This is a genomic window from Pseudomonas sp. ArH3a (assembly GCF_022648765.1).
GTDB lineage: Bacteria > Pseudomonadota > Gammaproteobacteria > Pseudomonadales > Pseudomonadaceae > Aquipseudomonas.
Map to the genome: position 1 here is coordinate 297,451 of NZ_CP080330.1, position 22,601 is coordinate 320,051.

The 22,601-nt window shown below is 60.1% G+C and carries 24 protein-coding genes; 15 read left to right on the forward strand and 9 right to left on the reverse strand.

Annotated features, from left to right (window positions below; genetic code table 11):
• Window positions 1-130: 130 nt before the first annotated feature.
• Together trpA and trpB are read right to left on the reverse strand one after the other, a co-directional pair.
• Window positions 131-940 carry a tryptophan synthase subunit alpha gene (gene trpA, locus K0P33_RS01360; RefSeq protein WP_094949709.1) on the reverse strand — a complete coding sequence of 270 codons (810 nt, stop codon included), beginning with the start codon at window positions 938-940 and terminating at the stop codon, window positions 131-133.
• Entirely contained in the window at window positions 940-2,181 is a 1,242-nt protein-coding gene (gene trpB / locus K0P33_RS01365; protein ID WP_094949708.1) for a tryptophan synthase subunit beta, read from the reverse strand. The genes trpA and trpB overlap by 1 nt, the downstream gene beginning before the upstream one ends.
• Window positions 2,182-2,290: 109 nt before the next feature.
• On the opposite strand from trpB, the gene K0P33_RS01370 reads away from it, so the two are divergent.
• Entirely contained in the window at window positions 2,291-3,187 is an 897-nt protein-coding gene (locus tag K0P33_RS01370) for a LysR family transcriptional regulator (RefSeq protein ID WP_242153689.1), read from the forward strand.
• A gap of 12 nt (window positions 3,188-3,199) precedes the next feature.
• Here K0P33_RS01370 and K0P33_RS01375 read toward each other — a convergent pair whose 3' ends face one another.
• Window positions 3,200-3,526 carry a DUF883 family protein gene (locus K0P33_RS01375; RefSeq protein WP_003233664.1) on the reverse strand — a complete coding sequence of 109 codons (327 nt, stop codon included), beginning with the start codon at window positions 3,524-3,526 and terminating at the stop codon, window positions 3,200-3,202.
• Between the two features lie 156 nt (window positions 3,527-3,682).
• Between K0P33_RS01375 and K0P33_RS01380 the strand changes: the two genes are divergently transcribed.
• A complete protein-coding gene (locus K0P33_RS01380; protein WP_016969657.1) occupies window positions 3,683-3,898 on the forward strand; it encodes a dodecin in 216 nt (71 codons plus the stop codon).
• A gap of 114 nt (window positions 3,899-4,012) precedes the next feature.
• On the forward strand, window positions 4,013-4,240 hold the full coding sequence (locus tag K0P33_RS01385; RefSeq protein WP_094949706.1) for a DUF1161 domain-containing protein: 228 nt from the start codon (window positions 4,013-4,015) through the stop codon (window positions 4,238-4,240).
• A gap of 62 nt (window positions 4,241-4,302) precedes the next feature.
• On the opposite strand, the gene K0P33_RS01390 is transcribed toward K0P33_RS01385, so the two are convergent.
• A complete protein-coding gene (locus K0P33_RS01390; protein ID WP_094949705.1) occupies window positions 4,303-5,304 on the reverse strand; it encodes an LLM class flavin-dependent oxidoreductase in 1,002 nt (333 codons plus the stop codon).
• A gap of 217 nt (window positions 5,305-5,521) precedes the next feature.
• Between K0P33_RS01390 and K0P33_RS01395 the strand changes: the two genes are divergently transcribed.
• The gene (locus tag K0P33_RS01395) at window positions 5,522-5,953 is read left to right on the forward strand and encodes an OsmC family protein (protein ID WP_027608131.1); all 432 of its coding nucleotides are present in this window, start codon (window positions 5,522-5,524) and stop codon (window positions 5,951-5,953) included.
• Between the two features lie 251 nt (window positions 5,954-6,204).
• Entirely contained in the window at window positions 6,205-6,444 is a 240-nt protein-coding gene (locus K0P33_RS01400; RefSeq protein ID WP_064450020.1) for a DUF1161 domain-containing protein, read from the forward strand.
• On the opposite strand, the gene K0P33_RS01405 is transcribed toward K0P33_RS01400, so the two are convergent.
• Window positions 6,445-6,867 carry a hypothetical protein gene (locus tag K0P33_RS01405; RefSeq protein ID WP_242153691.1) on the reverse strand — a complete coding sequence of 141 codons (423 nt, stop codon included), beginning with the start codon at window positions 6,865-6,867 and terminating at the stop codon, window positions 6,445-6,447.
• A gap of 141 nt (window positions 6,868-7,008) precedes the next feature.
• Here K0P33_RS01405 and K0P33_RS01410 point away from each other — a divergent pair, with 141 nt between their 5' ends.
• Window positions 7,009-8,052: an aminopeptidase gene (locus tag K0P33_RS01410; RefSeq protein WP_242153693.1), complete on the forward strand. Its 1,044-nt coding sequence runs from the start codon at window positions 7,009-7,011 to the stop codon at window positions 8,050-8,052.
• A 100-nt stretch (window positions 8,053-8,152) separates the two neighbouring features.
• Here K0P33_RS01410 and K0P33_RS01415 read toward each other — a convergent pair whose 3' ends face one another.
• Complete coding sequence (locus K0P33_RS01415) at window positions 8,153-8,812, reverse strand: HAD family hydrolase (RefSeq protein WP_094949701.1); 660 nt, start codon at window positions 8,810-8,812, stop codon at window positions 8,153-8,155.
• Window positions 8,809-9,351 carry a gamma carbonic anhydrase family protein gene (locus tag K0P33_RS01420; protein WP_094949700.1) on the reverse strand — a complete coding sequence of 181 codons (543 nt, stop codon included), beginning with the start codon at window positions 9,349-9,351 and terminating at the stop codon, window positions 8,809-8,811. The genes K0P33_RS01415 and K0P33_RS01420 overlap by 4 nt, the downstream gene beginning before the upstream one ends.
• 54 nt (window positions 9,352-9,405) lie before the next feature.
• Here K0P33_RS01420 and prlC point away from each other — a divergent pair, with 54 nt between their 5' ends.
• Window positions 9,406-11,505 carry an oligopeptidase A gene (prlC, locus tag K0P33_RS01425; RefSeq protein WP_176462904.1) on the forward strand — a complete coding sequence of 700 codons (2,100 nt, stop codon included), beginning with the start codon at window positions 9,406-9,408 and terminating at the stop codon, window positions 11,503-11,505.
• A complete protein-coding gene (locus K0P33_RS01430; protein ID WP_094949698.1) occupies window positions 11,502-11,774 on the forward strand; it encodes a YheV family putative zinc ribbon protein in 273 nt (90 codons plus the stop codon). Before prlC ends, K0P33_RS01430 begins: the two co-directional genes overlap by 4 nt.
• 7 nt (window positions 11,775-11,781) lie before the next feature.
• Here the strand turns inward: K0P33_RS01430 and K0P33_RS01435 are convergent, their stop codons facing one another.
• On the reverse strand, window positions 11,782-12,468 hold the full coding sequence (locus tag K0P33_RS01435) for a dual specificity protein phosphatase family protein (protein WP_094949697.1): 687 nt from the start codon (window positions 12,466-12,468) through the stop codon (window positions 11,782-11,784).
• A 274-nt stretch (window positions 12,469-12,742) separates the two neighbouring features.
• On the opposite strand from K0P33_RS01435, the gene K0P33_RS01440 reads away from it, so the two are divergent.
• The 6 genes from K0P33_RS01440 (at window position 12,743) to K0P33_RS01465 (ending at window position 20,318) form a co-directional block, all read left to right on the forward strand.
• The gene (locus K0P33_RS01440; protein WP_094949696.1) at window positions 12,743-13,495 is read left to right on the forward strand and encodes a gluconate 2-dehydrogenase subunit 3 family protein; all 753 of its coding nucleotides are present in this window, start codon (window positions 12,743-12,745) and stop codon (window positions 13,493-13,495) included.
• Between the two features lie 2 nt (window positions 13,496-13,497).
• A complete protein-coding gene (locus tag K0P33_RS01445) occupies window positions 13,498-15,282 on the forward strand; it encodes a GMC family oxidoreductase (protein WP_094949695.1) in 1,785 nt (594 codons plus the stop codon).
• A 12-nt stretch (window positions 15,283-15,294) separates the two neighbouring features.
• Complete coding sequence (locus tag K0P33_RS01450; protein WP_242153696.1) at window positions 15,295-16,593, forward strand: cytochrome c; 1,299 nt, start codon at window positions 15,295-15,297, stop codon at window positions 16,591-16,593.
• 81 nt (window positions 16,594-16,674) lie between these two features.
• Complete coding sequence (locus tag K0P33_RS01455) at window positions 16,675-17,733, forward strand: PA0069 family radical SAM protein (RefSeq protein WP_094949693.1); 1,059 nt, start codon at window positions 16,675-16,677, stop codon at window positions 17,731-17,733.
• Between the two features lie 227 nt (window positions 17,734-17,960).
• Window positions 17,961-18,692 (forward strand): carbonic anhydrase, encoded by a 732-nt coding sequence (locus K0P33_RS01460; protein WP_094949692.1) that lies wholly within the window; start codon window positions 17,961-17,963, stop codon window positions 18,690-18,692.
• An 84-nt stretch (window positions 18,693-18,776) separates the two neighbouring features.
• A complete protein-coding gene (locus tag K0P33_RS01465) occupies window positions 18,777-20,318 on the forward strand; it encodes a SulP family inorganic anion transporter (RefSeq protein WP_242153699.1) in 1,542 nt (513 codons plus the stop codon).
• 130 nt (window positions 20,319-20,448) lie between these two features.
• Here the strand turns inward: K0P33_RS01465 and K0P33_RS01470 are convergent, their stop codons facing one another.
• The gene (locus K0P33_RS01470; protein WP_094949690.1) at window positions 20,449-21,096 is read right to left on the reverse strand and encodes a hypothetical protein; all 648 of its coding nucleotides are present in this window, start codon (window positions 21,094-21,096) and stop codon (window positions 20,449-20,451) included.
• Window positions 21,097-21,465: 369 nt separating this feature from the next.
• On the opposite strand from K0P33_RS01470, the gene coxB reads away from it, so the two are divergent.
• A complete protein-coding gene (gene coxB, locus K0P33_RS01475; RefSeq protein ID WP_242153701.1) occupies window positions 21,466-22,593 on the forward strand; it encodes a cytochrome c oxidase subunit II in 1,128 nt (375 codons plus the stop codon).
• The last annotated feature ends 8 nt before the right edge of the window (window positions 22,594-22,601 follow it).

Below are 22,601 nucleotides of genomic sequence, written 5' to 3' on the forward strand. Positions count from 1 at the left end.
TCCTCAGTACTTCACGAACAAAAAAGGGATTTCGAACGAGGTTCGAAATCCCTTGGTCTTGCCAGTTTAGGTACTGATTCGACAGTATGATTCCTCTGTATCCGGAACTTTACCTACCGCTACACGGCGTTTACTTACGGGCGTTACGGACACCTTCCGACAACGCCGCGCACAAGCTCAACACACCATCAATTGCCTGCTGATCATTTTTGGCATTGGCGATGTGGTCGATCAGTGCCGAACCCACCACCACACCATCGGCCAAGCGCGCGATGGCGGCTGCCTGTTCTGGCGTGCGAATACCAAAACCAATGCTGATCGGCAGGTCGGTATGCCGACGCAGGCGAGTTACGGCTTCTTCGACGTGTTCCAAGGTGGCGGCGCCAGCACCGGTCACACCGGCCACCGACACGTAGTACACAAAGCCGGAGCTGCCGTTCAGCACGGTCGGCAGGCGCACGTCATCGGTGGTCGGCGTGGTCAGGCGGATGAAGTCGATGCCCGCCGCCTGGGCCGGGTCGCACAGCTCGCCGTTATGTTCAGGCGGCATGTCGACCACGATCAGGCCGTCCACGCCGGCTTCTTTGGCGTCAGTGATGAACTGCGGCACGCCGTATTTGTGGATCGGGTTGAAGTAGCCCATCAACACCAGTGGCGTGTCGTTGTTGTCTTGGCGGAACTCGCGAACCATTTGCAGGGTTTTGGCCAGGTTCTGCTTGGCTTCCAGCGCGCGGATGTTGGCCAGTTGGATGGCTGGGCCGTCGGCCATCGGGTCGGTGAAGGGCATGCCCAACTCGATCACATCGGCGCCGGCTGCGGGCAAGCCCTTGAGGATCGCCAGCGAGGTGTCATAACCCGGGTCGCCGGCGGTGACGAAGGTCACCAGGGCAGCGCGGTTTTGTTCTTTCAGCTGCGCAAAGCGGGTTTGCAGGCGGCTCATCAGTGTTTCTCCTGCTTGGCTGGCTCTTGTGGAGAGTTTTCCATGTGGTGCATCACGGTCTGCATGTCTTTGTCGCCACGGCCAGACAAGTTCACCACCATCAGGTGATCTTTCGGCAGGTTCGGTGCGCGTTTGAATACTTCGGCAAGGGCGTGGGCAGTTTCCAGTGCGGGAATAATCCCTTCCAGGCGGCAGCATTTGTGGAATGCTTCCAAGGCTTCGTCGTCAGTCACCGACGTGTACTGGGCGCGGCCGATGTCATGCAACCAGGCGTGTTCCGGGCCGATGCCGGGGTAGTCGAGGCCGGCGGAAATCGAGTGGGCGTCGATGATCTGGCCGTCGTCGTCCTGCAGCAGGAAGGTACGGTTACCGTGCAGTACGCCCGGTACGCCGCCGTTGAGGCTGGCGGCATGCTTGCCGGTTTCGATGCCATAGCCTGCCGCTTCAACGCCGATGATTTCGACGCTGGTGTCATTCAGGAACGGGTGGAACAGGCCCATGGCGTTCGAGCCACCGCCGATACACGCCACCAGGCTGTCCGGCAGGCGACCTTCCTGGGCTTGCATCTGGTCACGGGTTTCCTTGCCGATCACTGCCTGGAAGTCGCGCACCATTGCAGGGTACGGGTGCGGGCCAGCCACGGTGCCGATCAGGTAGAAGGTGTCATCAACGTTGGTCACCCAGTCGCGCAGGGCTTCGTTCATCGCGTCTTTGAGCGTGCCGGTGCCGGACACTACCGGGATCACTTTGGCGCCCAGCAGCTTCATGCGGAACACGTTGGCCTGTTGGCGCTCGATGTCGGTGGTGCCCATGTAGATCACGCAGTCGAGGCCGAAGCGCGCAGCCACGGTGGCAGTGGCCACGCCGTGCATGCCGGCGCCGGTCTCGGCGATGATGCGTTTTTTGCCCATGCGCCGCGCCAGCAGGATCTGGCCGATGCAGTTGTTGATCTTGTGCGCGCCGGTGTGGTTTAGCTCTTCGCGCTTGAGGTAGATCTTGGCGCCGCCGCAGAACTCAGTCAGGCGCTCAGCGAAATACAGCGGGCTTGGGCGTCCGACGTAGTCGCGCTGGAAGTAGGCCAGTTCTTTGTTGAAAGCCGGATCAATCTTGGCCGCTTCGTATTCGCGGGCCAGTTCGAGGATCAACGGCATCAGGGTTTCAGCGACGTAGCGGCCGCCGAACGCGCCAAACAGGCCGTTGGCGTCAGGGCCGTTGCGTAGATCGGTCTGGGACTGAGTCATGGGGCGCTCCGATAAAGAATGTGAGGAGAGGCAATGACGGCCACTCTACCCCTGACGCGCTACGCTGAAAACCGATAAGATCGCCGTAACCTGTCAGGAAAACTCACAGATGAGCCGAGACCTTCCCCCTCTCAATGCCTTGCGCGCGTTTGAAGCCACAGCCCGGCTCAACAGCGTCAGCCAGGCTGCCGAGCAACTGCATGTGACCCACGGCGCCGTCAGCCGCCAGTTGAAGGTGCTCGAAGAGCATTTGGGTGTCAGCCTGTTCGCCAAGGACGGTCGCGGCCTTAAACTCACAGATGCCGGGGTTCGGCTGCGGGATGCCAGTGCGGAAGCCTTCGAACGTTTAAGGGATGTGTGCGCCGAACTGACCCAGGCCAGTGCCGACGCGCCGTTCGTGCTGGGCTGCTCGGGCAGTTTGTTGGCGCGTTGGCTGATTCCGCGCCTGGGTCGCTTGAACGCCGACCTGCCGGACTTGCGCCTGCACCTGTCGGCGGGTGACGGCGATCTCGACCCCCGGCGCCCCGGCCTTGACGCCCTATTGGTGTTCGCCGAGCCGCCGTGGCCGGCGGATATGCAGGTGTACACGCTTGCCAGCGAACGCATCGGGCCGGTGATGAGCCCGCGCTTCGTCGGTTATGAACGCCTGCGCCAAGCCCCGGCACAGGCTCTGTGCGGCGAAGCCTTGTTGCACACCACATCCCGCCCGCAAGCCTGGCCCAGCTGGGCGCAGCAACACGGTATCGCGCCCGGCGCGTTGAAACACGGCCAGGGGTTTGAGCATTTGTATTATTTGTTGGAGGCGGCGGTAGCCGGTTTAGGCGTAGCGATTGCGCCAGAACCGCTGGTAGCAGAGGACCTGCGCGCGGGCCGCCTGGTGGCGCCGTGGGGTTTCAGCGAAACCCCGGCGCACCTGGCGTTGTGGCTACCCAAGCGCGCCGCAGACGGGCGCGCGGGGCAGCTGGCGCAGTGGCTCAAAGCTGAGCTGTTGCGCCAGCCGCTATAGCCGGTCGGTCAATCAGTCACCGCGTTTGCACAGCAGGTAAGCCGCCAGCAGGCCCAGTGCACCAACGGCGACGCCGGCGGTAGTCCATGGGTGCTCTTGTGCGTAGTCCCGGGTTGCAACACCGGTTTCGCGGAGTTTGACTTTGCTTTCTTCGTAGGCATCGCTGATCAGATGACGGGAGTGCTTGAGGGCATTCTCGGCATTGCTTTTCAGGGCCTTCAGCGTTTTGCGCGACTCGTCTGACGCATCGTCCTTGAGACTCTCAAGGGATTTGAGCAGGCTCGAAATCTCGGCTTCCATGCTTTCCAGCGACGCTTTGCGTAACGAAGTGTTGGCCATGTGGACATCTCCTGAAGTGATTGAGTGGCATGTGTAGATACCGACTCCAGCGTTTTCAGAAAGTGCAGTAATTCTGAACTTTCGTGTAGGAACGGCCGCCAGAAGCAGTACGAACATTGACTGCTACGCTCACTAGAGACCTCAGGAGAAAACGCTATGTCTGATCATCACACGTACAAGAAAGTCGAACTGGTGGGTTCGTCGACGACCAGCATCGAAGACGCGATCAACAACGCCATCGCTGAAGCGCACAAGAGCATCAAGCACTTGGAGTGGTTCGAGGTGACTGAAACCCGTGGCCACATCAAGGACGGCAAGGCCGCACACTTCCAAGTCACGCTTAAGGTGGGGTTCCGAATTGCCAGTAGTTGATCACGCTGGTTGAACTTTGAGGACTGGCCGATTGCCATAACCTGCGCTACAACCTTGGGGTGCCGATGCGATGCGTCGGCACGCTCTTTTGGATCAGCGCAAGGAAAGTATCGGATGAAGAAGCTTCTGTTAGCGGTAGGTTTGTTGAGCATTGCGGGGACAGCAATAGCTGCGGGCAAGCCTTGTGATGAGCTGAAAAGCGAAATCGCGGCGAAAATCGACGCCAAAGGTGCCTCGGGTTATTCGCTGGAAGTGGTAGACAAAGGTGCGGCACCCACCGACCACACAGTTGTCGGCAGTTGCGAAGGTGGCACCAAGGAAATCGCCTACAAGCGCGGTTAACCCTGTGTTCCAGACATAAAAAACCGACGCGAGTGCGTCGGTTTTTTTTCGCCTGTGGGTTATCAGCCCTTCATCAACTGCGCCAACAGCTCGTAGGAATGAATCCGGTCGGCATGCTCGTAGAGGTCGCAGGTAAAGATCAGCTCATCGGCGCCGGTCTGCTCGATCAGTACTTCCAGTTTGGCGCGGATCTTCGCCGGGCTGCCGACCATCGCCAGGCCGAGAAAGCTGCCGACCGCGTCTTTTTCATGGGGCAGCCATAGGCCGTCCATGGTTTTCACTGGTGGGCGCTGCACCAGGCTTTGCCCGCGCATCAGTGCGAGGATGCGCTGGTACACGGAGGTTGCCAGGTAGTCGGCCTGCTCGTCGGTGTCGGCGGCTACCAGCGGGATGCCGAGCATCACGTAGGGTTTGTCCAGTACAGCCGAAGGCTTGAAGTGATTGCGGTACACGCGAACCGCCTCATGCATCAAGCGCGGTGCGAAATGCGAGGCGAAGGCGTAGGGCAAACCGCGCTCACCGGCAAGCTGTGCGCTGAACAGGCTGGAACCCAGCAACCACACCGGCACGTTGGTGCCGGTGCCCGGTACGGCGATCACCCGTTGGTCGGGCGTGCGCGGGCCTAGGTACGCCATCAGCTCGGCCACATCTTCGGGGAAGTCATCGGCGCTGCCCGAGCGCTCACGGCGCAGGGCGCGGGCGGTCATCTGGTCGGAACCGGGCGCGCGGCCCAGGCCCAGGTCGATACGGCCGGGGTACAGGCTTTCCAGGGTGCCGAACTGTTCGGCGATCACCAACGGTGCGTGGTTGGGCAGCATCACGCCGCCGGAGCCGACGCGAATGGTCGAAGTGCCGCCCGCCAGATAGCCCAGCAACACCGAGGTGGCCGAGCTGGCGATACCGTCCATGTTGTGGTGTTCGGCCACCCAGAAACGGTTGTAGCCAAATTTTTCCACGTGCTGGGCCAGGTCCAGCGAGTTGCGCAGCGACTGCGCCGGGCTGCCATTGGCGCGCACGGGCACCAGGTCCAGGGTCGAGAACTTCACGTCGGACAGCGATTTCATAAGCCTGCTTCTCCAATAGGTGCGCAGGCTTATAGACGAACCAAAACCTGCCGCTTCATGTGCATGTTCTATGCAATGAGGGCATATACCCGAGATTCAATAGCGGTTAGGGATATTTCCTACTATATCGCTAGGTTTCTCCGACAAGATGAACTTTGGCGGGCCGTCTATCCTCAGAACCCTTACTGAAGCAAAACCACCGTTCGAGGAGAAAGCTATGAGTATCGTTAAAAAGGCATCCGCGCATTGGGAAGGTGATCTGAAGACTGGCCTGGGTTCCATTTCCACGGAAACCGGCGTTCTGCGCGAAGCGCCCTACGGCTTCAAGGCCCGTTTCGAGGGCGGCAAGGGCACAAACCCTGAGGAATTGATTGGTGCGGCCCACGCCGGCTGCTTCTCCATGGCGTTTTCTATGATTTTGGGCGACGCCGGCCTCAAGGCTGACAGCATCGACACCCAGGCCGAAGTGACGCTGGACCAAGTCGACGGTGGTTTTGCGATTACGGCCGTGCACTTGGTTCTGAAAGCCAAGATCCCAGGCGCGAGCCAGGCGCAGTTCGATGAACTGAGCAAAAAGGCCAAGGAAGGGTGCCCGGTGTCCAAGGTGCTGAATGCGAAAATCAGCCTGGATGCCACGCTCGTCAGCTAATGCGGACTGCGTAACACCGTAGATCGCTGTGGGAGCGGGTTTGTGTGGGAGCCGGGCTTGCCCGCGATAGGTACACCTCGGCTTTGCAGTTGCACCGAGGCGCTGCCATCGCAGGCAAGCCAGCTCCCACACAAGCCCGCTCCCATATTTAGTTCTGCGTTAAATCAGAACTCGTGTTTCCCAAGTGTGGTCCTATAGGCTATGCAGCCTAGGCGCACACCCGTGCGCAGTGCATTCAGGGAGCTACACACATGAAACGTTTTGCCTTGGCAATCATCTGCGGTGTTTTGGCCACGTCGGCTGTGGCCGCGCCAAAAGATTGTGAAGAGCTCAGGAAAGAGATCGAGGTCAAGATCCAGGCTAACGCCGTTCCGTCCTACACCTTGGAAGTGGTCAGCAAGGAAGAAGCCGACAAGCACGACAGCGCCATGGTCGTCGGCAGCTGTGAGAACGGTACTAAAGCCATCGTCTACCAGAAGAACAACGACTGATCAGATGCAGTTCACGCTGCGTTCCTCCGCCAACAACTGCCGCGCGGCGTTGTAGAGCCGGATGTTGGGCGTGAAGGCCAGCGAGCGACCTTCCAGTACGTAGCGCTGGCCCGCCTGGAAGTTGTCGTACTGCAAGGTCATGAAGCAGGTCCGGTCCTGGGTCTGCGACAACCCGCCCAAACTGCCGCCGGTCGGTACTTCGAAATCAAAGCGCACCATCAGCTCGTGACTGCCCGGCGGGACCTGGAAGAAGCGCCCATCGTTGAGGTTTTTCCCATCCACACGTTGCGCCATCACCAGTTTGGCCCCCGGTGTCGGGGTGCTGAAATCGACCCAGGCCTGGTGCGGGTCGGCCGGCGGTATCGGCGTCAAAGCACAAGCGCTTAGAAACAGGGCGGTGACGAGTAGCAAGAGCTGACGCATGGCAGGTACTCAACGGTAAGAAGGAGTTGAGCCCGGCGCCGATGGCAGCAGACTCGTGATGAGTATAAACATGCTGAGCATGGAAACATTCCGTGCAGGCAGGATAGTCTGGCGAGCCAATCACCCAGGAGCAGTCGGAGCATGTTGAGGGGTTTTCTTCCAGGGTTAATGGTTGTGCTGCTCAGCGGCTGTTCCAGTGTCAGTTATTACAGCCAGTTGGCCGGCGGCCAGTGGCAATTGTTGCGGGCGCGCGAGCCGGTTGCCGAGGTTATCGCCGACCCTTCCCGCCCACAGGTATTGCGCGATCACTTGGTGCAAGCGCAGAAGGCGCGTGCCTTTGCCAGCGAGCACCTGTATTTGCCCGACAACCAGAGTTACCGGCTGTACGCCGACATTGGCCGGCCCTATGTCGTCTGGAACGTGTTCGCTACTACGGAATTTTCCCTGTCTCCCCAGACCCATTGCTTCCCAATCGCCGGTTGCGTCGCTTATCGCGGTTATTACAATCAGGGCGCAGCCCGCGGTGAGGCGGCGTTGTTGCAGCAAAAAGGCATGGATGTGTCGATTGGCGGTGTCGAGGCCTATTCGACCTTAGGTTGGTTCAACGACCCGATCATGAATTCGATGATGAACTGGGGCGATGAACGCCTGGCCACGCTGATCTTCCATGAGCTGGCGCACCAGCGTTTTTATGTGCAGGACGACACCGAGTTCAACGAATCGTATGCCAACTTTGTTGAGCAGGAAGGCACCCGCCAATGGCGCGCGGCGCGTGGCTTGGCGCCTTTGAACAATGCGGCGTTGCAGCAACGTGACCAATTTATCCGGTTGGTGCTCGATACCCGTAAGCGCTTGGAAAAACTCTACGCGCAACCGTTGTCGGCTGAGGTGATGCGCTTAGCCAAAGCCGCCGAGTTCGAGCGCTTGCGCACTGAATATCAGCACCTGCGTGACAGCCAATGGGCTGGGGATAAACGTTACGACGTGTGGATCAACCAGCCGATGAACAATGCGCGGTTGTTGCCGTTTGGGCTGTATGACCAATGGGTGCCGGCGTTTGCGGCGTTGTTTGCGCAGGAAAGTGGGGATTGGGTGAAGTTCTATACGGCGGTTGAGAAGTTGGGTGGGTTGCCGGTGGAGCAGCGTAATGCGGCGTTGAGGCAGTTGGAGGGTGGGGGCCGTTAGGGCTTCATCGCAGGCAAGCCAGCCCCCACACTTGATCTGTGTACGCCGATCCAATGTGGGAGCTGGTTTGTCGGGTCGCCGCATCGCTGCGATAGCGGTCTCAAGCGCGCTGCAAAAACGCCTGATGCATCTCCTCCAACGTCTCAAAATGCCAAGTCGGCGCCTCAGCACTCAGCTCTTCAAAACTGCCAAACCCATACCCCACCGCCGCCGAATCCAGCCCATTGCTGCGCGCGCCGATCAGGTCATGCTTGCGATCGCCAATCATCAAGGTGGTCGCCGGGTCTAGGCCTTCCTCGCTCATCAAGTGCGCAATCAACTCAACCTTATTGGTGCGTGTGCCATCGAGCTCGCTGCCGTAAATCACCTTGAAGTGCTTGGCAAAATCGAAATGCCGCGCAATCTCGCGGGCAAACACCCACGGCTTGGACGTGGCCACATACAGCTGGCGACCCTGGCCATTCAGCGCTTCAAGCAGCGGCATCACGCCGTCGAACACGCGGTTTTCGTACAGCCCGGTGACCTTGAAGCGCTCGCGATAGAAATTCACCGCGTCCCACGCCTTGGCCTCGTCGAAGCTGTAGAACTGCATGAAGGCTTGCAGCAACGGTGGGCCGATGAAGTGTTCCAGTTTGGTCAGGTCCGGTTCGTCGATACCGAGCTTGCCAAGCGCGTACTGGATCGAGCGGGTGATGCCCTCACGCGGGTCGGTCAGGGTGCCATCCAGGTCAAACAGGACGGTTTGGTAACGCTGGGTCATTGGTCGAATCCTTCAGCCAGGTGCAGGTCTTTGAGCTTCACGTAGTTCGCCGCGCTGTAGGTGAAAAAGGCACGCTCCTTGTCAGTCAGCGCACGGATTTGTTTAACCGGGCTGCCCACGTACAAAAAGCCGCTGTCGAGTTTTTTGCCCGGTGGCACCAGGCTGCCGGCGCCGATGATCACGTCGTCTTCGACCACGGCGCCGTCCATCACAATGCTGCCCATGCCGATCAGGATGCGGTTCCCCACCGTGCAGCCATGCAGCATGACTTTGTGGGCGATGGTCACGTCATCGCCGATCAGCAGCGGGAAACCGTCAGGATTAAAGGGACCTGCGTGGGTAATGTGCAGCACGCAGCCGTCCTGCACGCTGGTGCGTGCCCCGATGCGGATGCGGTGCATGTCGCCGCGAATCACCGTCAGCGGCCAAACCGAGCTGTCGGCGCCGATTTCGACATCGCCGATCACCACCGCCGAAATATCGACAAAAGCCCCGGCGCCCAGGGTTGGCGTGTGGTTCTGATAAGTGCGAAGGGTCACGATAGCCTCTCTCTTATGTGCTGATAGCTGCGGTGGGCGTTGATTGTAATTAAGATGGCCCCATCTTTGTTCTTACATGTTTCTTCAGCCAAGGTGCCAACCGTGAGCGCGAACAACCCTCTTCTGCAGTCCTACGACCTGCCGCCGTTCTCGGCGATCCGTGCCGAGCACGTGCAGCCGGCCATCGAACAGATCCTCGCCGACAACCGTGTTGCCATCGAAGGCATCCTGCAAAGCCAGGGCAAAAATCCGACATGGGCCGGCCTGGTGCTGGCCATGGACGAACTGAATGACCGCCTGGGCGCCGCCTGGAGCCCGGTCAGCCACTTGAATGCCGTGTGCAACAGCGCCGAACTGCGTGAAGCCTACGAGTCGTGCCTGCCGGCATTGAGCGCCTACTCCACTGAGATGGGCCAGAACCGCGCACTGTTCCAGGCCTTTGAAGCCCTGGCCAACAGCCCGCAAGCGGCTGGTTTCGACGTGGCGCAAAAAACCATCCTGGAACATTCCCTGCGCGACTTCCGCCTGTCGGGTATCGATTTGCCGCCTGAGCAGCAAAAGCGTTACGCCGAAGTGCAGAGCAAGCTCTCCGAGCTGGGCAGCAAATTTTCCAACCAACTGTTGGATGCCACCCAAGCCTGGACCAAACACGTCACCGACGAAGCCACCCTCGCCGGCCTGACCGACTCGGCCAAGGCACAAATGGCCGCCGCCGCCCAGGCCAAAAGCCTCGACGGCTGGCTGATTACCCTGGAATTCCCCAGCTACTACGCCGTGATGACCTACGCCCACGACCGTGCCCTGCGTGAAGAAGTCTACGCGGCCTACTGCACCCGTGCGTCGGACCAAGGCCCGAATGCCGGTAAGAATGATAACGGCCCGGTAATGGAACAAATCCTCGACCTGCGTCAGGAGCTGGCCAAACTGCTGGGCTACGCCTCGTTCTCCGAACTGAGCCTGGCCACCAAGATGGCCGAGTCCAGCGACCAGGTGCTGAGCTTCCTGCGCGACCTGGCCACGCGCAGCAAGCCGTTTGCTGCCCAAGACCTGCAACAGCTCAAGGCTTACGCTGCCGAGCAAGGCTGTGCTGATCTGCAAAGCTGGGACAGCGGTTTCTACGGCGAGAAGCTCCGTGAGCAACGTTACAGCGTGTCTCAGGAAGCGCTGCGCGCCTACTTCCCAATCGACAAAGTGCTGGGCGGCCTGTTTGCCATCGTGCAACGCCTGTATGGCATTGAGATCGCCGAGCAAAAAGGCTTCGACACTTGGCACCCGGACGTTCGCCTGTTTGAAATCAAGGAAAACGGCCAGCACGTCGGCCGCTTCTTCTTTGACCTGTACGCCCGCGCCAACAAGCGTGGCGGTGCCTGGATGGACGGCGCTCGCGACCGTCGTCGCACGGTCGACGGCGTGCTGCAAAGCCCAGTGGCTAACCTGGTGTGCAACTTCACCCCGGCCGACAGCGGCAAACCTGCCCTACTGACCCACGATGAAGTGACCACCCTGTTCCACGAATTCGGCCACGGCCTGCATCACCTGCTGACCCGCGTCGAGCATGCCGGCGTTTCTGGCATCAACGGCGTGGCTTGGGATGCGGTGGAGTTGCCGAGCCAGTTCATGGAGAACTGGTGCTGGGAGCCGGAAGGCCTGGCGCTGATCTCCGGCCACTATGAGACCGGTGAGCCGCTGCCGCAGGACCTGCTGGAAAAAATGCTCGCGGCGAAAAACTTCCAGTCCGGCCTGATGATGGTGCGCCAGCTGGAATTCTCGCTGTTTGACTTCGAACTGCACGCCACCCACGGCGATGGCCGCAGCGTGGCGCAGGTGCTTGAAGGCGTGCGTGATGAAGTCTCGGTGATGCGCCCACCGGCGTACAACCGCTTCCCTAACAGCTTTGCGCACATCTTTGCTGGCGGTTACGCGGCGGGTTACTACAGCTACAAGTGGGCTGAAGTGTTGTCGGCGGATGCCTTTTCCAAGTTTGAAGAAGACGGCGTGCTGAATGCCGAGACTGGCCGCGCATTCCGCGAGGCGATCCTGGCCCGCGGTGGTTCCCAGGCGCCGATGGTGCTGTTCGTCGACTTCCGCGGACGTGCGCCGTCGATTGACGCACTCTTGCGCCACAGCGGCCTGAGTGAGGACGCGGCAGCATGAGCGAAGGGCCTGTGATCACCAAAAAGCAATTTATCGCCGGGGCGGTTTGCCCGGCGTGCAGCGAGCCGGACAAGTTAAAGATGTGGACCGAAGACAGCGTGCCACACCGTGAGTGTGTGGCCTGCGGTTATACCGACACGTTGAATGACCAAGGTCTGTCGGTGCCCAAGGAATTGGGCACCCGGGTTAATACATCGGCGTTGAAAGCGCCGAACCCGAAGGTGCAGCCGGTGCAGTTTTTCCCCAATCCCAAGCTGAAAAAAGACTGAGGCCCTGTTAGGGCGTCAGTACCAGCTCAGTCTCTTTCTTTGGTTCAACACGGCTACTGCTGGTCGTGTTGAGCCAACTGTTCATCGAGCACAGCGCAAACGCGCTGGTGCTGCAATCGCCATTCGCCAGCGCTTTACGCAACTTGTCGACATCGGCCTTCATCATGTAGCGAACGCCGTCCTTGAAGCCATTACTGGTGCCGAAACCGCCTAAGGTCATCTCGTTCAGCGCGTCTTCTTTACTCCAACCCTGGATCACCACGCGGTACATCGCCGCCATCAGGCCGGTGCGGTCAGAGCCGTGTTTGCAGTGCATCAACACCGGACCGTTCGCTTGCGCTTCCTGAATAGCTCTTAGTGCTGCCAGCACGTCGGAATCGTCGACATGGTTGGTGCGATAAGTCAGCTGTACCTGTTTGATATCAGATGTTTTCAACCACGCCGCATCAGATTCCGGCAGGAAGTTGATCACCGTACCGATCTTGAGATTCTCCAGCACAGGCACCGCACTGCTGTCGGGCAGTGCGCTGCGATACAGCGTGGGCGTCATCTGGTGCAGGTTGAATTGGTCGCCCACCGGCTGGGCCCATTCCGGTGAGCGCAGCGAAGAGGCGCCGTCGGCTTGGGCGTGAGCGGTGGCGAACAAGGCCAGGAACGCCATGCCGAGGGCAGGCAGCAATCGAATCTCGAACATGCGTTGGGTGACCGAATAGGGAGTTGGCTGATGGGTCACAGATTCGCTTGCCGGGAGTCAACGCCGCGTGAGGTGCTCGTCAAAGGATCGTGAATATTCGGCCTGATCCGGTGTTTTTATCGCTGAATCGGTTCTTCTAATTCTTAGCCTGCTATCATTTGTAACTATTGTTTGCCAGTGTGTTCTATCCCTTTGGATCCCATTTCCTCGGCAAGCCTTCACGCTGCTCCCAGAAGCGGCTGATAAACCCGTGACCACATGATGAGGTGCACCCATGTCTGATCAAGATCAAGACAACCCCCGGCGTGACTTTTTGCGCAAATCCTTGACGTTGATCCCGGTGGTCACGGTTGCCAGCACCGGCTTTGGTGGCTCGATGCTGATGGCCACACCGGAATCGGCCCAGGCCGCCGAGGCTAAACCGCCCGCGAGCGACAAGGCCTACGAGCCGAGCTACTTCAGCGCCGAAGAGTGGGCGTTTATCAACGCCGCCGTCGCACGCTTGATTCCCGCTGACGCCCAAGGCCCTGGTGCTCTGGAAGCCGGCGCGCCGGAATACATCGACCGCCAGATGAACACGCCGTATGCCGCCGGCGCGCTGTGGTTCATGCAAGGCCCGTTCAACGCCGATGCACCGTCGGAGATGGGCTGGCAGAGCAAATTGGTGCCCAAGGACATCTATCGCTTGGGCATTGCTGCGACGGATGCTTGGTCGAAGGCGTTCAACGGGAAGCCTTTTGCTGCGCAAGACAGCGCTACCCAGGACGACATGTTGCGGCGCATGGAGGCGGGCGGCAGCGAAATGACTGCACATTTCGAGGCGGTGCCGGCGAAGATGTTTTTCAACTTGCTGCTGCAAAACACCAAGGAAGGGTTCTTCTGTGACCCGATCCACGGCGGCAACAAAGGCATGGTTGGCTGGACCATGATCGGCTTCCCCGGCGCCCGCGCCGACTTTATGGATTGGGTGGAACGCAACGAGCAATACCCCTTTCCGGCTGTTTCCATTCGCGGCGAGAGGGCATAAACGTGGCGACCATCATGAAGAAAGTCGATGCGGTGATCGTGGGTTTCGGCTGGACCGGCGCGATCATGGCCAAGGAGCTGACGGAAGCTGGCCTCAACGTGGTAGCGCTGGAGCGCGGCCCGATGCAGGACACTTACCCGGACGGCAACTATCCGCAGGTCATCGACGAACTGACCTACAGCGTGCGTAAAAAACTCTTCCAGGACATTTCCAAGGAGACGGTGACCATTCGCCATAGCGTGAACGACGTCGCCTTGCCCAACCGGCAGTTGGGTGCGTTCCTGCCGGGCAATGGCGTGGGTGGCGCGGGCCTGCACTGGTCGGGCGTGCATTTTCGCGTAGACCCTATTGAGCTGCGCATGCGCAGCCATTACGAGGAGCGCTACGGCAAGAACTTCATTCCCAAAGACATGACCATCCAGGACTTCGGCGTGAGTTACGAAGAACTGGAGCCGTTTTTCGACTACGCGGAAAAAGTCTTCGGCACCTCCGGCCAGGCCTGGACGGTTAAAGGTCAGTTGGTGGGCGAAGGCCGTGGCGGCAACCCGTATGCGCCGGATCGCTCCAACCCGTTCCCGTTGGAATCGCAGAAAAACACCGTCTCCGCACAGCTGTTTCAGAAGGCGGCTGCCGACGTTGGTTACAAGCCCTACAACCTGCCGTCGGCCAATACCTCGGGGCCATACACCAACCCCTACGGCGCGCAGATGGGCCCGTGCAACTTCTGCGGTTTTTGCAGCGGTTACGTGTGTTACATGTACTCCAAGGCCTCGCCGAACGTAAACATCCTGCCGGCGTTGCGCCAAGTGCCGAATTTTGAGCTGCGGGCCAATTCCCACGTACTCAAGGTCAACCTCGACAGCACCAAGAGCAAAGCCACCGGCGTGACCTATATCGACGGCCAGGGTCGCGAATGCGAGCAGCCGGCGGATCTGGTGATCATCGGTTCCTTCCAGTTCAACAATGTGCGCCTCATGTTGCTCTCGGGTATCGGCAAGCCCTACGACCCGATCACCAATGAGGGCGTGGTGGGCAGGAACTTCGCCTACCAGAACATGGGTACCATCAAAGCCTTCTTCGACAAGGACACCCACACCAACAACTTCATCGGTGCGGGCGGCAATGGCGTGGCCATCGACGACTTCAACGCGGACAACTTCGACCACGGGCCGCACGGCTTTGTTGGCGGTTCGCCGATGTGGGTCAACCAGGCCGGCAGCCGGCCGATTGCCGGTACGTCCAACCCGCCGGGCACCCCGGCGTGGGGCAGTGCATGGAAACGCGCCACCGCCGATTACTACACCCACCAAGTGTCGATGGACTCCCACGGCGCGCATCAATCCTACCGGGCCAACTACCTGGATCTGGACCCGGTGTACCGCGATGCCTACGGCCTGCCCTTGCTGCGGATGACGTTCGACTGGCAGGAAAACGACATCAAGATGAACCGCTTCATGATGGAGAAAATGGGCAAGGTCGCCGAAGCGATGAACCCCAAGGCGATTGCTGTGTTGGGCAAAAAGGTCGGTGAGCACTTCAACACCGCGGCTTACCAGACCACCCACCTCAATGGTGGCGCGATCATGGGCACCGACCCGAAAACCAGTGCCTTGAACCGTTACCTGCAATCTTGGGACGTACACAACGTGTTTGTCCCAGGCGCGTCGGCTTTCCCACAAGGCTTGGGCTACAACCCTACCGGCCTGGTAGCGGCGTTGACCTATTGGTCGGCGCGGGCGATCCGTGAGCAGTACCTTAAAAACCCCGGCCCACTGGTTCAGGCATAAGGAGCGATGACCATGAAAGCACTCGTTATCGCCTCCTTGGCGCTCTTCAGCAGCTGCTCGGTGAGCGCCGCCGAAACCGACCTGGTCAAACAGGGCGAATACTTGGCCCGCGCCGGTGACTGCGTGGCCTGCCACACCGCCAAGGGTGGCAAGCCCTTCGCTGGCGGCCTGCCGATGGAAACCCCGATCGGCGTGATCTACTCCACCAACATCACCCCGGACAAGACCGGCCTGGGCGACTACAGCTTCGAAGACTTCGACAAGGCCGTGCGCCATGGCGTCGCCAAGAACGGTAGTACGCTTTACCCGGCGATGCCCTACCCGTCTTACGCACGTGTCAGCGACAGCGACATGCAGGCGCTGTATGCGTACTTCATGAAGGGTGTTGAGCCGGTCGCCCAAGCGAACAAGGACAGCGATATTCCTTGGCCCCTGAGCATGCGCTGGCCGTTGGCGGCCTGGCGGTGGATGTTTGCGCCGACAGTGCAAGAGCATCCGGCACAAGCGGCTGCCGATCCGGTGGTTAGTCGTGGTGCGTATTTGGTTGAAGGCCTCGGCCACTGTGGCGCCTGCCACACGCCGCGCGCGCTGACCATGCAGGAAAAAGCCCTGAGTGCCACTGACGGCAACGCCTTTCTGTCCGGCAGCGCGCCGTTGGAAGGCTGGATCGCGAAAAGCCTGCGTGGTGACCACAAGGACGGCCTCGGCAGTTGGAGCGAGGAGCAGTTGGTGCAATTCCTCAAGACCGGCCGCAGTGATCGCAGCGCGGTGTTTGGCGGCATGAGCGATGTGGTGGTGCACAGCATGCAGTACATGTCCCAGGACGACCTGACCGCTATCGCCCGTTACCTCAAAAGCCTGCCGGCGGTGGACCCTAAAGATCAGCCGCACCAGTACGACAAACAGGTGGCCGAGGCGCTGTGGAAAGGTGACGACAGCAAGCCGGGCGCGTCGGTGTACATCGACAACTGCGCGGCCTGCCACCGTACCGACGGCCATGGCTATACGCGGGTGTTCCCGGCACTGACGGGTAACCCGGTGTTGCAGACGGCAGATGCTACGTCGCTGATCAACATTGTGTTGAACGGCGGCACCTTGCCGGCCACCCACACGGCACCCTCGACGTTCACCATGCCGGCATTCGCGTGGCGGTTGTCGGACCAGGAAGTGGCGGATGTGGTCAGTTTCGTCCGTGGCAGCTGGGGCAATAAGGGCGCGCCGGTAAAAGCCAGCGACGTGACGGACCTGCGCAAGAGTGATATGCGCACTACTTCGGGCGATGACCTGGGGCAAGTGACGCAAAAGCACTAATCCTGTGCTCGCCGCCAAACGGCACTGGTCATAACGATGACGCCTCTATACTGTACATAAAAACAGTATCGAGGCGTTTTCATGTCTACACCTCTGCCGCCCCGTGGCCGGGGCACGGCTACCAACCTGCATAACCGTTTTGCGCCTACCGTCAGCGTGGCCGAAGACGACGGCTGGTTCCAGGAAGTGCCGCCGACCCAGGGCACCGAAGTGCGTATCGAAACGGCCAAGAGCATCATCACCCGCAATAACTCGCCGGACTTGCCGTTTGATCGCTCGATCAACCCCTATCGCGGCTGCGAGCACGGGTGCATCTACTGCTACGCGCGGCCCAGCCATGCCTATTGGGATATGTCGCCGGGGCTGGATTTCGAAACCAAACTGATCGCCAAGACCAATGCCGCCGATGTGCTGGAACAACAGCTGTCGAAGCCGGGCTATGTGTGTGCGCCGATCAACCTGGGCTCCAATACCGACCCGTACCAGCCCATCGAGCGCGAATACAAGATCACCCGGCAAACCCTCGAAGTGCTGCTGCGCTACCGCCATCCGGTGACCATCATCACCAAGGGCTCGCTGATTTTGCGCGATCTCGACCTGCTGACCGAGCTGGCCCGGCAACGGCTGGTGGCGGTGATGATCAGCCTTACCAGCCTGGACGACGAGCTCAAGCGCATCTTGGAACCGCGCACGGCGGCGCCCAAGGCGCGATTGCGGGCGATTCGGGTGATGCGTGAGGCCGGCATCCCGGTGGGCGTGCTGTGCTCGCCGATGATCCCCATGATCAACGACAGCGAGCTGGAAAGCCTGCTGACCGAAGCCCACGCCGCCGGTGCGCAAAGTGCAGCCTATATGATGCTGCGCCTGCCGCTGGAGGTGGCGCCGCTGTTCGAGGAGTGGCTGGCGGCGCATTACCCGCAGCGTGCGGCCCATGTGATGAGCCTGGTGCGCCAGGTGCGCGGGGGGGAGGTTTACGACAGCCGCTTTGGTGTGCGCATGCGTGGCGAGGGGCCATTTGCCGATCTGTTGGCGCAGCGTTTCAGCAAAGCCATCAAGCGCCTGGGGCTGAACCGGCGGGAAGGGTTTAATCTGGATTGCAGCGCGTTCTGTCCACCGGGCAGGCAGATGGCATTGTTGTAAACTGAAGAGGCAATGCCGTTCGATTTTGTAGGAATAGTCGCGTATTGACATCACCTAAACCCGCGATTTAGAGCGGTTCATTCAGTTTGAGTTAAGTTTAGACGGCTACCTTGTCCAGTGAGTGACTGACGGGTCGAAAGCTGGGTCTTTGGCGTTCACAACTATTCCACTGGCTCAGCGTCGAATTGATCTGAACACTCTCCCTGCATTAATCAAGAGGATGAATCATGAGTGATAAGGATAAACAGCCGTCGGCTGCGTCGGCTTCAGCCTCTCAGGTGGCGGAAACCGCCGATGCAGCGCTAAAGCACATTGTTGACGGCTTTTTGCATTTCCATCACGACGTCTTCCCCCAGCAGGAAGAACTCTTCAAGAAACTCGCCACGGCCCAGAGCCCACGGGCGATGTTCATCACCTGCGCCGACTCGCGGATCGTGCCGGAGCTGATCACCCAAAGCTCCCCCGGCGACCTGTTCGTGACCCGTAACGTGGGTAACGTGGTGCCGCCCTACGGCCAGATGAACGGCGGTGTTTCCACGGCCATCGAGTACGCGGTACTTGCCCTGGGCGTGCAGCACATCATCGTGTGTGGGCATTCCGATTGCGGCGCCATGCGGGCGGTGCTCAACCCCCAGAGCCTGGAAAAGATGCCGACGGTACGGGCCTGGCTGCGACACGCCGAGGTCGCCAAGTCCATGGTCGAGGACAACTGCGACTGCGCCAATGAAGGCGAAAGCATGAAGGTGCTGACCGAAGAAAACGTCATCGCCCAGTTGCAGCATTTGCGCACCCACCCTTCCGTGGCTTCGCGCATGGCCAATGGTCAGTTGTTTATCCATGGTTGGATCTACAACATCGAGACCAGTGAAATTCGCGCTTACGATGCGGATCAAGCGGCGTTCCGACCGCTGAGCGGCGACGGGCCAATCCCTTGCGCGACGCCTAAAGCGCGCTTCTAAACACTTCCCTGCCGGGTAATGCGGTGGCTGTCATGGATGCAGCCAGGCATTGCCGCGCCCGGCGAATGCCTCGGGAGAGTCATCATGCGTGCTGCTCAATTAAAAGCTGTATTGCCGCGGGAGCTGCTCGCCTCCGTGGTTGTGTTTCTGGTTGCCCTGCCCTTGTGCATGGGCATTGCGATTGCTTCCGGTATGCCGCCGGCCAAAGGGCTGCTCACTGGGATTATCGGTGGTTTGGTGGTGGGCTGGCTGGCGGGTTCGCCGCTGCAAGTCAGCGGCCCCGCAGCGGGCTTGGCGGTGTTGGTGTTCGAGCTGGTGCGCCAGCACGGCATGATGATGCTCGGGCCGATCCTGCTGCTGGCGGGGTTCCTGCAACTGGTGGCCGGGCGTTTGCGCCTGGGCTGCTGGTTCCGTGTCACGGCGCCGGCGGTGGTGTACGGCATGCTGGCGGGGATCGGCGTGTTGATCGTGCTGTCCCAGGTCCACGTGATGCTCGACGGCGCACCCAAGCCTTCAGGGCTGGATAACCTGGCGGGCTTCCCGGCAGCAGTGATCGAGGCGATCCCGACCCTCGGCGGCGGCCTTGGCTGGCAAGCCGGGTTGCTCGGCCTGTCGACGATGCTGGTGATGTACCTGTGGGATAAATTCCGCCCGCAAAAACTGCGTTTCGTGCCCGGCGCCTTGTTGGGCGTGGGCTTGGCAACCGTCACCAGCCTGGTGCTGGCGTTGCAGGTCAAGCGCGTGGAAGTCCCGGAAAACCTCGCCGATGCCATTGACTGGCTGCGCCCCAGCGACCTGCTGAACCTGGCCGACCCACAGCTGTTGATCGCCGCGTTCGCTGTGGCGTTCATCGCCAGTGCCGAGACGCTGCTGTCTGCCGCAGCGGTTGACCGCATGCACAGCGGTCAGCGTTCCGATTTCGACAAAGAATTGTCTGCTCAAGGTGTGGGCAACATGCTCTGTGGTTTGGTCGGCGCCCTGCCGATGACCGGCGTGATCGTACGCAGCTCGGCTAACGTGCAGGCCGGTGCGACCACGCGCTTGTCGGCGATGTTCCACGGTGTGTGGCTGCTCGGGTTCGTGCTGCTGCTGTCGAGTGTGCTGCAAAGCATTCCGGTGGCGAGCCTGGCGGGTGTGCTGGTGTACACCGGGATCAAGCTGGTGGACGTGAAAGCATTCCGAGCGCTGGGCCGCTATGGGCGGATGCCGATGTTCACCTATGCCGCAACGGCGTTGGCGATCATCTTTACCGACCTGCTGACCGGCGTGTTGGTGGGCTTCGGGCTGACGTTGGTCAAACTCGCCTTCAAGGCGTCGCGACTGAAAATCAGCCTGATCGACCTGCCCCAGGACGGTGAGATGGAGTTGCGTCTGACCGGTGCGGCGACCTTTCTGAAAGTGCCTGCGCTGACCCAAGTGCTGTCCTCGGTACCTGCGGGGACTACGTTGCATGTGCCGCTGAGCAACCTGAGTTACATCGACCATTCCTGCCTGGAGTTGCTGGAGGAATGGGGCCGGGCCAATGCGGCCAAGGGCTCGAAGCTGATGATCGAGGCGCGCGGGTTGAAGCGCCGGCTGGAAGGCCGGGTGCGCACGACGGTGGGGATTGGTTCGGCCCCTGTCTGAGCACCACAAAACAATGTGGGAGCCGGGCTTGCCCGCGATGAGGGAGTGTCAGTCAACACATTAGCTGACTGACCCACTGCAATCGCGGGCAAGCCCGGCTCCCACATTTGGCTCGCGTCCGATCGGAAGTTTAAGCCGGCTGATCCAACGCCAACTCAACCCCCAACTGCCGCGACAGGCACGGCCAGCGCTTCCACGCCGCTTCCGTTTCCGGGCTTTTCAGCTGTTCGCGATACGCCTCGACCGACTCCAGCGCAAAGCTCTCCTCGTTGAGCATCTCATCCACTGCCAGGTGCACGGCTTCATCCAGCTTATTGGCGAATGTTTCACCAATCAGCTGATGGGCAATCACGTTAGCCACAGTGGTGTCCGCCGGAATCAGCGGCTGGCCGAAATGCTTGATGTACAGATCGTTGACCTCTTCCACCAAGCGGTGAGCCAGGTAAGCCTCGTCCAGCAGGCTGTCGAGGCCTTCATGGCCGGCCAGGATCGCGGGCGGCTGCAGGAAGAAATGCTCGGCGATTTTCAGCACCGGTTTGATCTGGCTTTCGATGCCGGCTTCGCGGGCCACGTCATTGGCGGCTTCGAGCAAGTCCGGGACGAGTTCGATGTAGGCAGTAACAAAACGGGTCATGACAATGTTGCGATCACCGTCAGTCAGGGAAATGGCCGAATGCAGGTGCGGCAATTGTTTTTCCAGTTGCTGGGCAAGCTGGCCAGTGCTGGCTTCGTGTTGATGGGCACGGGAAATCTGCTCGCGCAATGCGGCGGTGTTCATGAAAACTCCAGTGAAACAGGCGTAGGAAAAGGGAAAGGACAAGGTAGCTCGTTTATACGAGAGCCTAAGACGCGTTTGTCATAATTATTTCATGGTTATGCGCATGCGTTATATCGAATTGCCATCGTTCGTCGGATAAACGTTTGCGGCCCCGTAGTTATTAGGTCCGCCCGTCTGTTTTTGCTCATTTGGCCTTACACATTGCGGGGTTGGTGCGGCTGTCTATACTCGGTTTTGTACGCAATTAGCTGATGACGCCCAACTGCATGACGCAGGCAAGGCTTGGCGGTTGTAAGCAGTATGGAAGCCGCTCCCTTCGCCGCAGGTGCAAACCGGCGGGATAACAAGAAACATAAAGGGGAACCCGCAATGACGCGACATCCACACGTTTGGATGGGCCTACTGTTGTGGTCAGTATTCGGCCAGGCGCACGCCGCCTGGACAACGAATATGACGCCAGGGGCTACTGAAGTCAGTCACGCCGTGTTTGACCTGCACATGACCATTTTCTGGATTTGTGTGGTGATCGGCATTGTCGTGTTTGGCGCGATGTTCTGGTCGATGATCCTGCACCGTCGGTCCACGGGCCAGGTGGCCGCCAAGTTTCACGAGAGCACGACCGTGGAAATCCTCTGGACCGTGGTGCCCTTGCTGATCCTGGTGGCGATGGCGATTCCGGCGACCAAGACCCTGATCAATATCTACGACAGCAGTGAGTCGGATATCGATATCCAGGTCACCGGCTACCAGTGGAAGTGGCATTACAAATACCTGGGCCAGGACGTGGAGTTCTTCAGCAACCTGGCCACACCCGCCGAGCAGATCCACAACCAGGCCACCAAGGGCGAGCACTACTTGCTCGAAGTCGACCAGCCGCTGGTGCTGCCGGTGGGCGCCAAGGTGCGTTTCCTGGTGACTGCCGCCGACGTGATCCATTCCTGGTGGGTGCCGGCCTTTGCAGTCAAGCGCGACGCCATCCCCGGCTTCGTCAACGAGGCGTGGACTCGGGTCGAGAAACCCGGCATCTACCGTGGCCAGTGCGCCGAATTGTGCGGCAAGGACCACGGCTTCATGCCGATTGTGGTCGAGGTCAAATCCAAGGCCGACTACGACACCTGGCTCGGCGAGCGTAAGGCAGAAGCGGCCAAGCTTAAGGAGCTGACCTCCAAAGAGTGGACCCTCGAAGAGCTGGTGGCGCGTGGCGACAAGGTCTACCACACCACCTGCGTGGCCTGTCACCAGGCAGAAGGCCAAGGCTTGCCGCCGATGTTCCCGGCGCTCAAAGGCTCGCCGATTGCCATCGGACCCAAGGAAGACCACCTGCACCGCGTGTACTTCGGCAAGCCGGGTACCGCGATGGCCGCCTTCGGCAAACAGCTGTCGGAAGTGGATATCGCCGCCGTAGTGACTTACGAGCGCAACGCCTGGGGCAACAACAAAGGCGACATGGTCACGCCTAAAGACGTGCTGGCCATCAAGCAGGCGCAAAGCAAATGACAGCCCTT

What these genes read in the sequence shown, in the direction of transcription:
- K0P33_RS01415 (WP_094949701.1), bottom strand. Translation starts at nt 8,812, where the DNA reads ATGACCCAGCGTTACCAAACCGTCCTGTTTGACCTGGATGGCACCCTG.
- K0P33_RS01410 (WP_242153693.1), top strand. Translation starts at nt 7,009, where the DNA reads ATGTTGAGGGGTTTTCTTCCAGGGTTAATGGTTGTGCTGCTCAGCGGC.
- K0P33_RS01465 (WP_242153699.1), top strand. Translation starts at nt 18,777, where the DNA reads ATGCGTGCTGCTCAATTAAAAGCTGTATTGCCGCGGGAGCTGCTCGCC.
- K0P33_RS01395 (WP_027608131.1), top strand. Translation starts at nt 5,522, where the DNA reads ATGAGTATCGTTAAAAAGGCATCCGCGCATTGGGAAGGTGATCTGAAG.
- K0P33_RS01430 (WP_094949698.1), top strand. Translation starts at nt 11,502, where the DNA reads ATGAGCGAAGGGCCTGTGATCACCAAAAAGCAATTTATCGCCGGGGCG.
- K0P33_RS01400 (WP_064450020.1), top strand. Translation starts at nt 6,205, where the DNA reads ATGAAACGTTTTGCCTTGGCAATCATCTGCGGTGTTTTGGCCACGTCG.
- K0P33_RS01440 (WP_094949696.1), top strand. Translation starts at nt 12,743, where the DNA reads ATGTCTGATCAAGATCAAGACAACCCCCGGCGTGACTTTTTGCGCAAA.
- K0P33_RS01405 (WP_242153691.1), bottom strand. Translation starts at nt 6,867, where the DNA reads ATGCGTCAGCTCTTGCTACTCGTCACCGCCCTGTTTCTAAGCGCTTGT.
- K0P33_RS01380 (WP_016969657.1), top strand. Translation starts at nt 3,683, where the DNA reads ATGTCTGATCATCACACGTACAAGAAAGTCGAACTGGTGGGTTCGTCG.
- K0P33_RS01435 (WP_094949697.1), bottom strand. Translation starts at nt 12,468, where the DNA reads ATGTTCGAGATTCGATTGCTGCCTGCCCTCGGCATGGCGTTCCTGGCC.
- K0P33_RS01370 (WP_242153689.1), top strand. Translation starts at nt 2,291, where the DNA reads ATGAGCCGAGACCTTCCCCCTCTCAATGCCTTGCGCGCGTTTGAAGCC.
- K0P33_RS01460 (WP_094949692.1), top strand. Translation starts at nt 17,961, where the DNA reads ATGAGTGATAAGGATAAACAGCCGTCGGCTGCGTCGGCTTCAGCCTCT.
- K0P33_RS01385 (WP_094949706.1), top strand. Translation starts at nt 4,013, where the DNA reads ATGAAGAAGCTTCTGTTAGCGGTAGGTTTGTTGAGCATTGCGGGGACA.
- K0P33_RS01390 (WP_094949705.1), bottom strand. Translation starts at nt 5,304, where the DNA reads ATGAAATCGCTGTCCGACGTGAAGTTCTCGACCCTGGACCTGGTGCCC.
- K0P33_RS01455 (WP_094949693.1), top strand. Translation starts at nt 16,675, where the DNA reads ATGTCTACACCTCTGCCGCCCCGTGGCCGGGGCACGGCTACCAACCTG.
- trpB (WP_094949708.1), bottom strand. Translation starts at nt 2,181, where the DNA reads ATGACTCAGTCCCAGACCGATCTACGCAACGGCCCTGACGCCAACGGC.
- prlC (WP_176462904.1), top strand. Translation starts at nt 9,406, where the DNA reads ATGGCCCCATCTTTGTTCTTACATGTTTCTTCAGCCAAGGTGCCAACC.
- K0P33_RS01470 (WP_094949690.1), bottom strand. Translation starts at nt 21,096, where the DNA reads ATGAACACCGCCGCATTGCGCGAGCAGATTTCCCGTGCCCATCAACAC.
- coxB (WP_242153701.1), top strand. Translation starts at nt 21,466, where the DNA reads ATGACGCGACATCCACACGTTTGGATGGGCCTACTGTTGTGGTCAGTA.
- K0P33_RS01375 (WP_003233664.1), bottom strand. Translation starts at nt 3,526, where the DNA reads ATGGCCAACACTTCGTTACGCAAAGCGTCGCTGGAAAGCATGGAAGCC.
- K0P33_RS01450 (WP_242153696.1), top strand. Translation starts at nt 15,295, where the DNA reads ATGAAAGCACTCGTTATCGCCTCCTTGGCGCTCTTCAGCAGCTGCTCG.
- trpA (WP_094949709.1), bottom strand. Translation starts at nt 940, where the DNA reads ATGAGCCGCCTGCAAACCCGCTTTGCGCAGCTGAAAGAACAAAACCGC.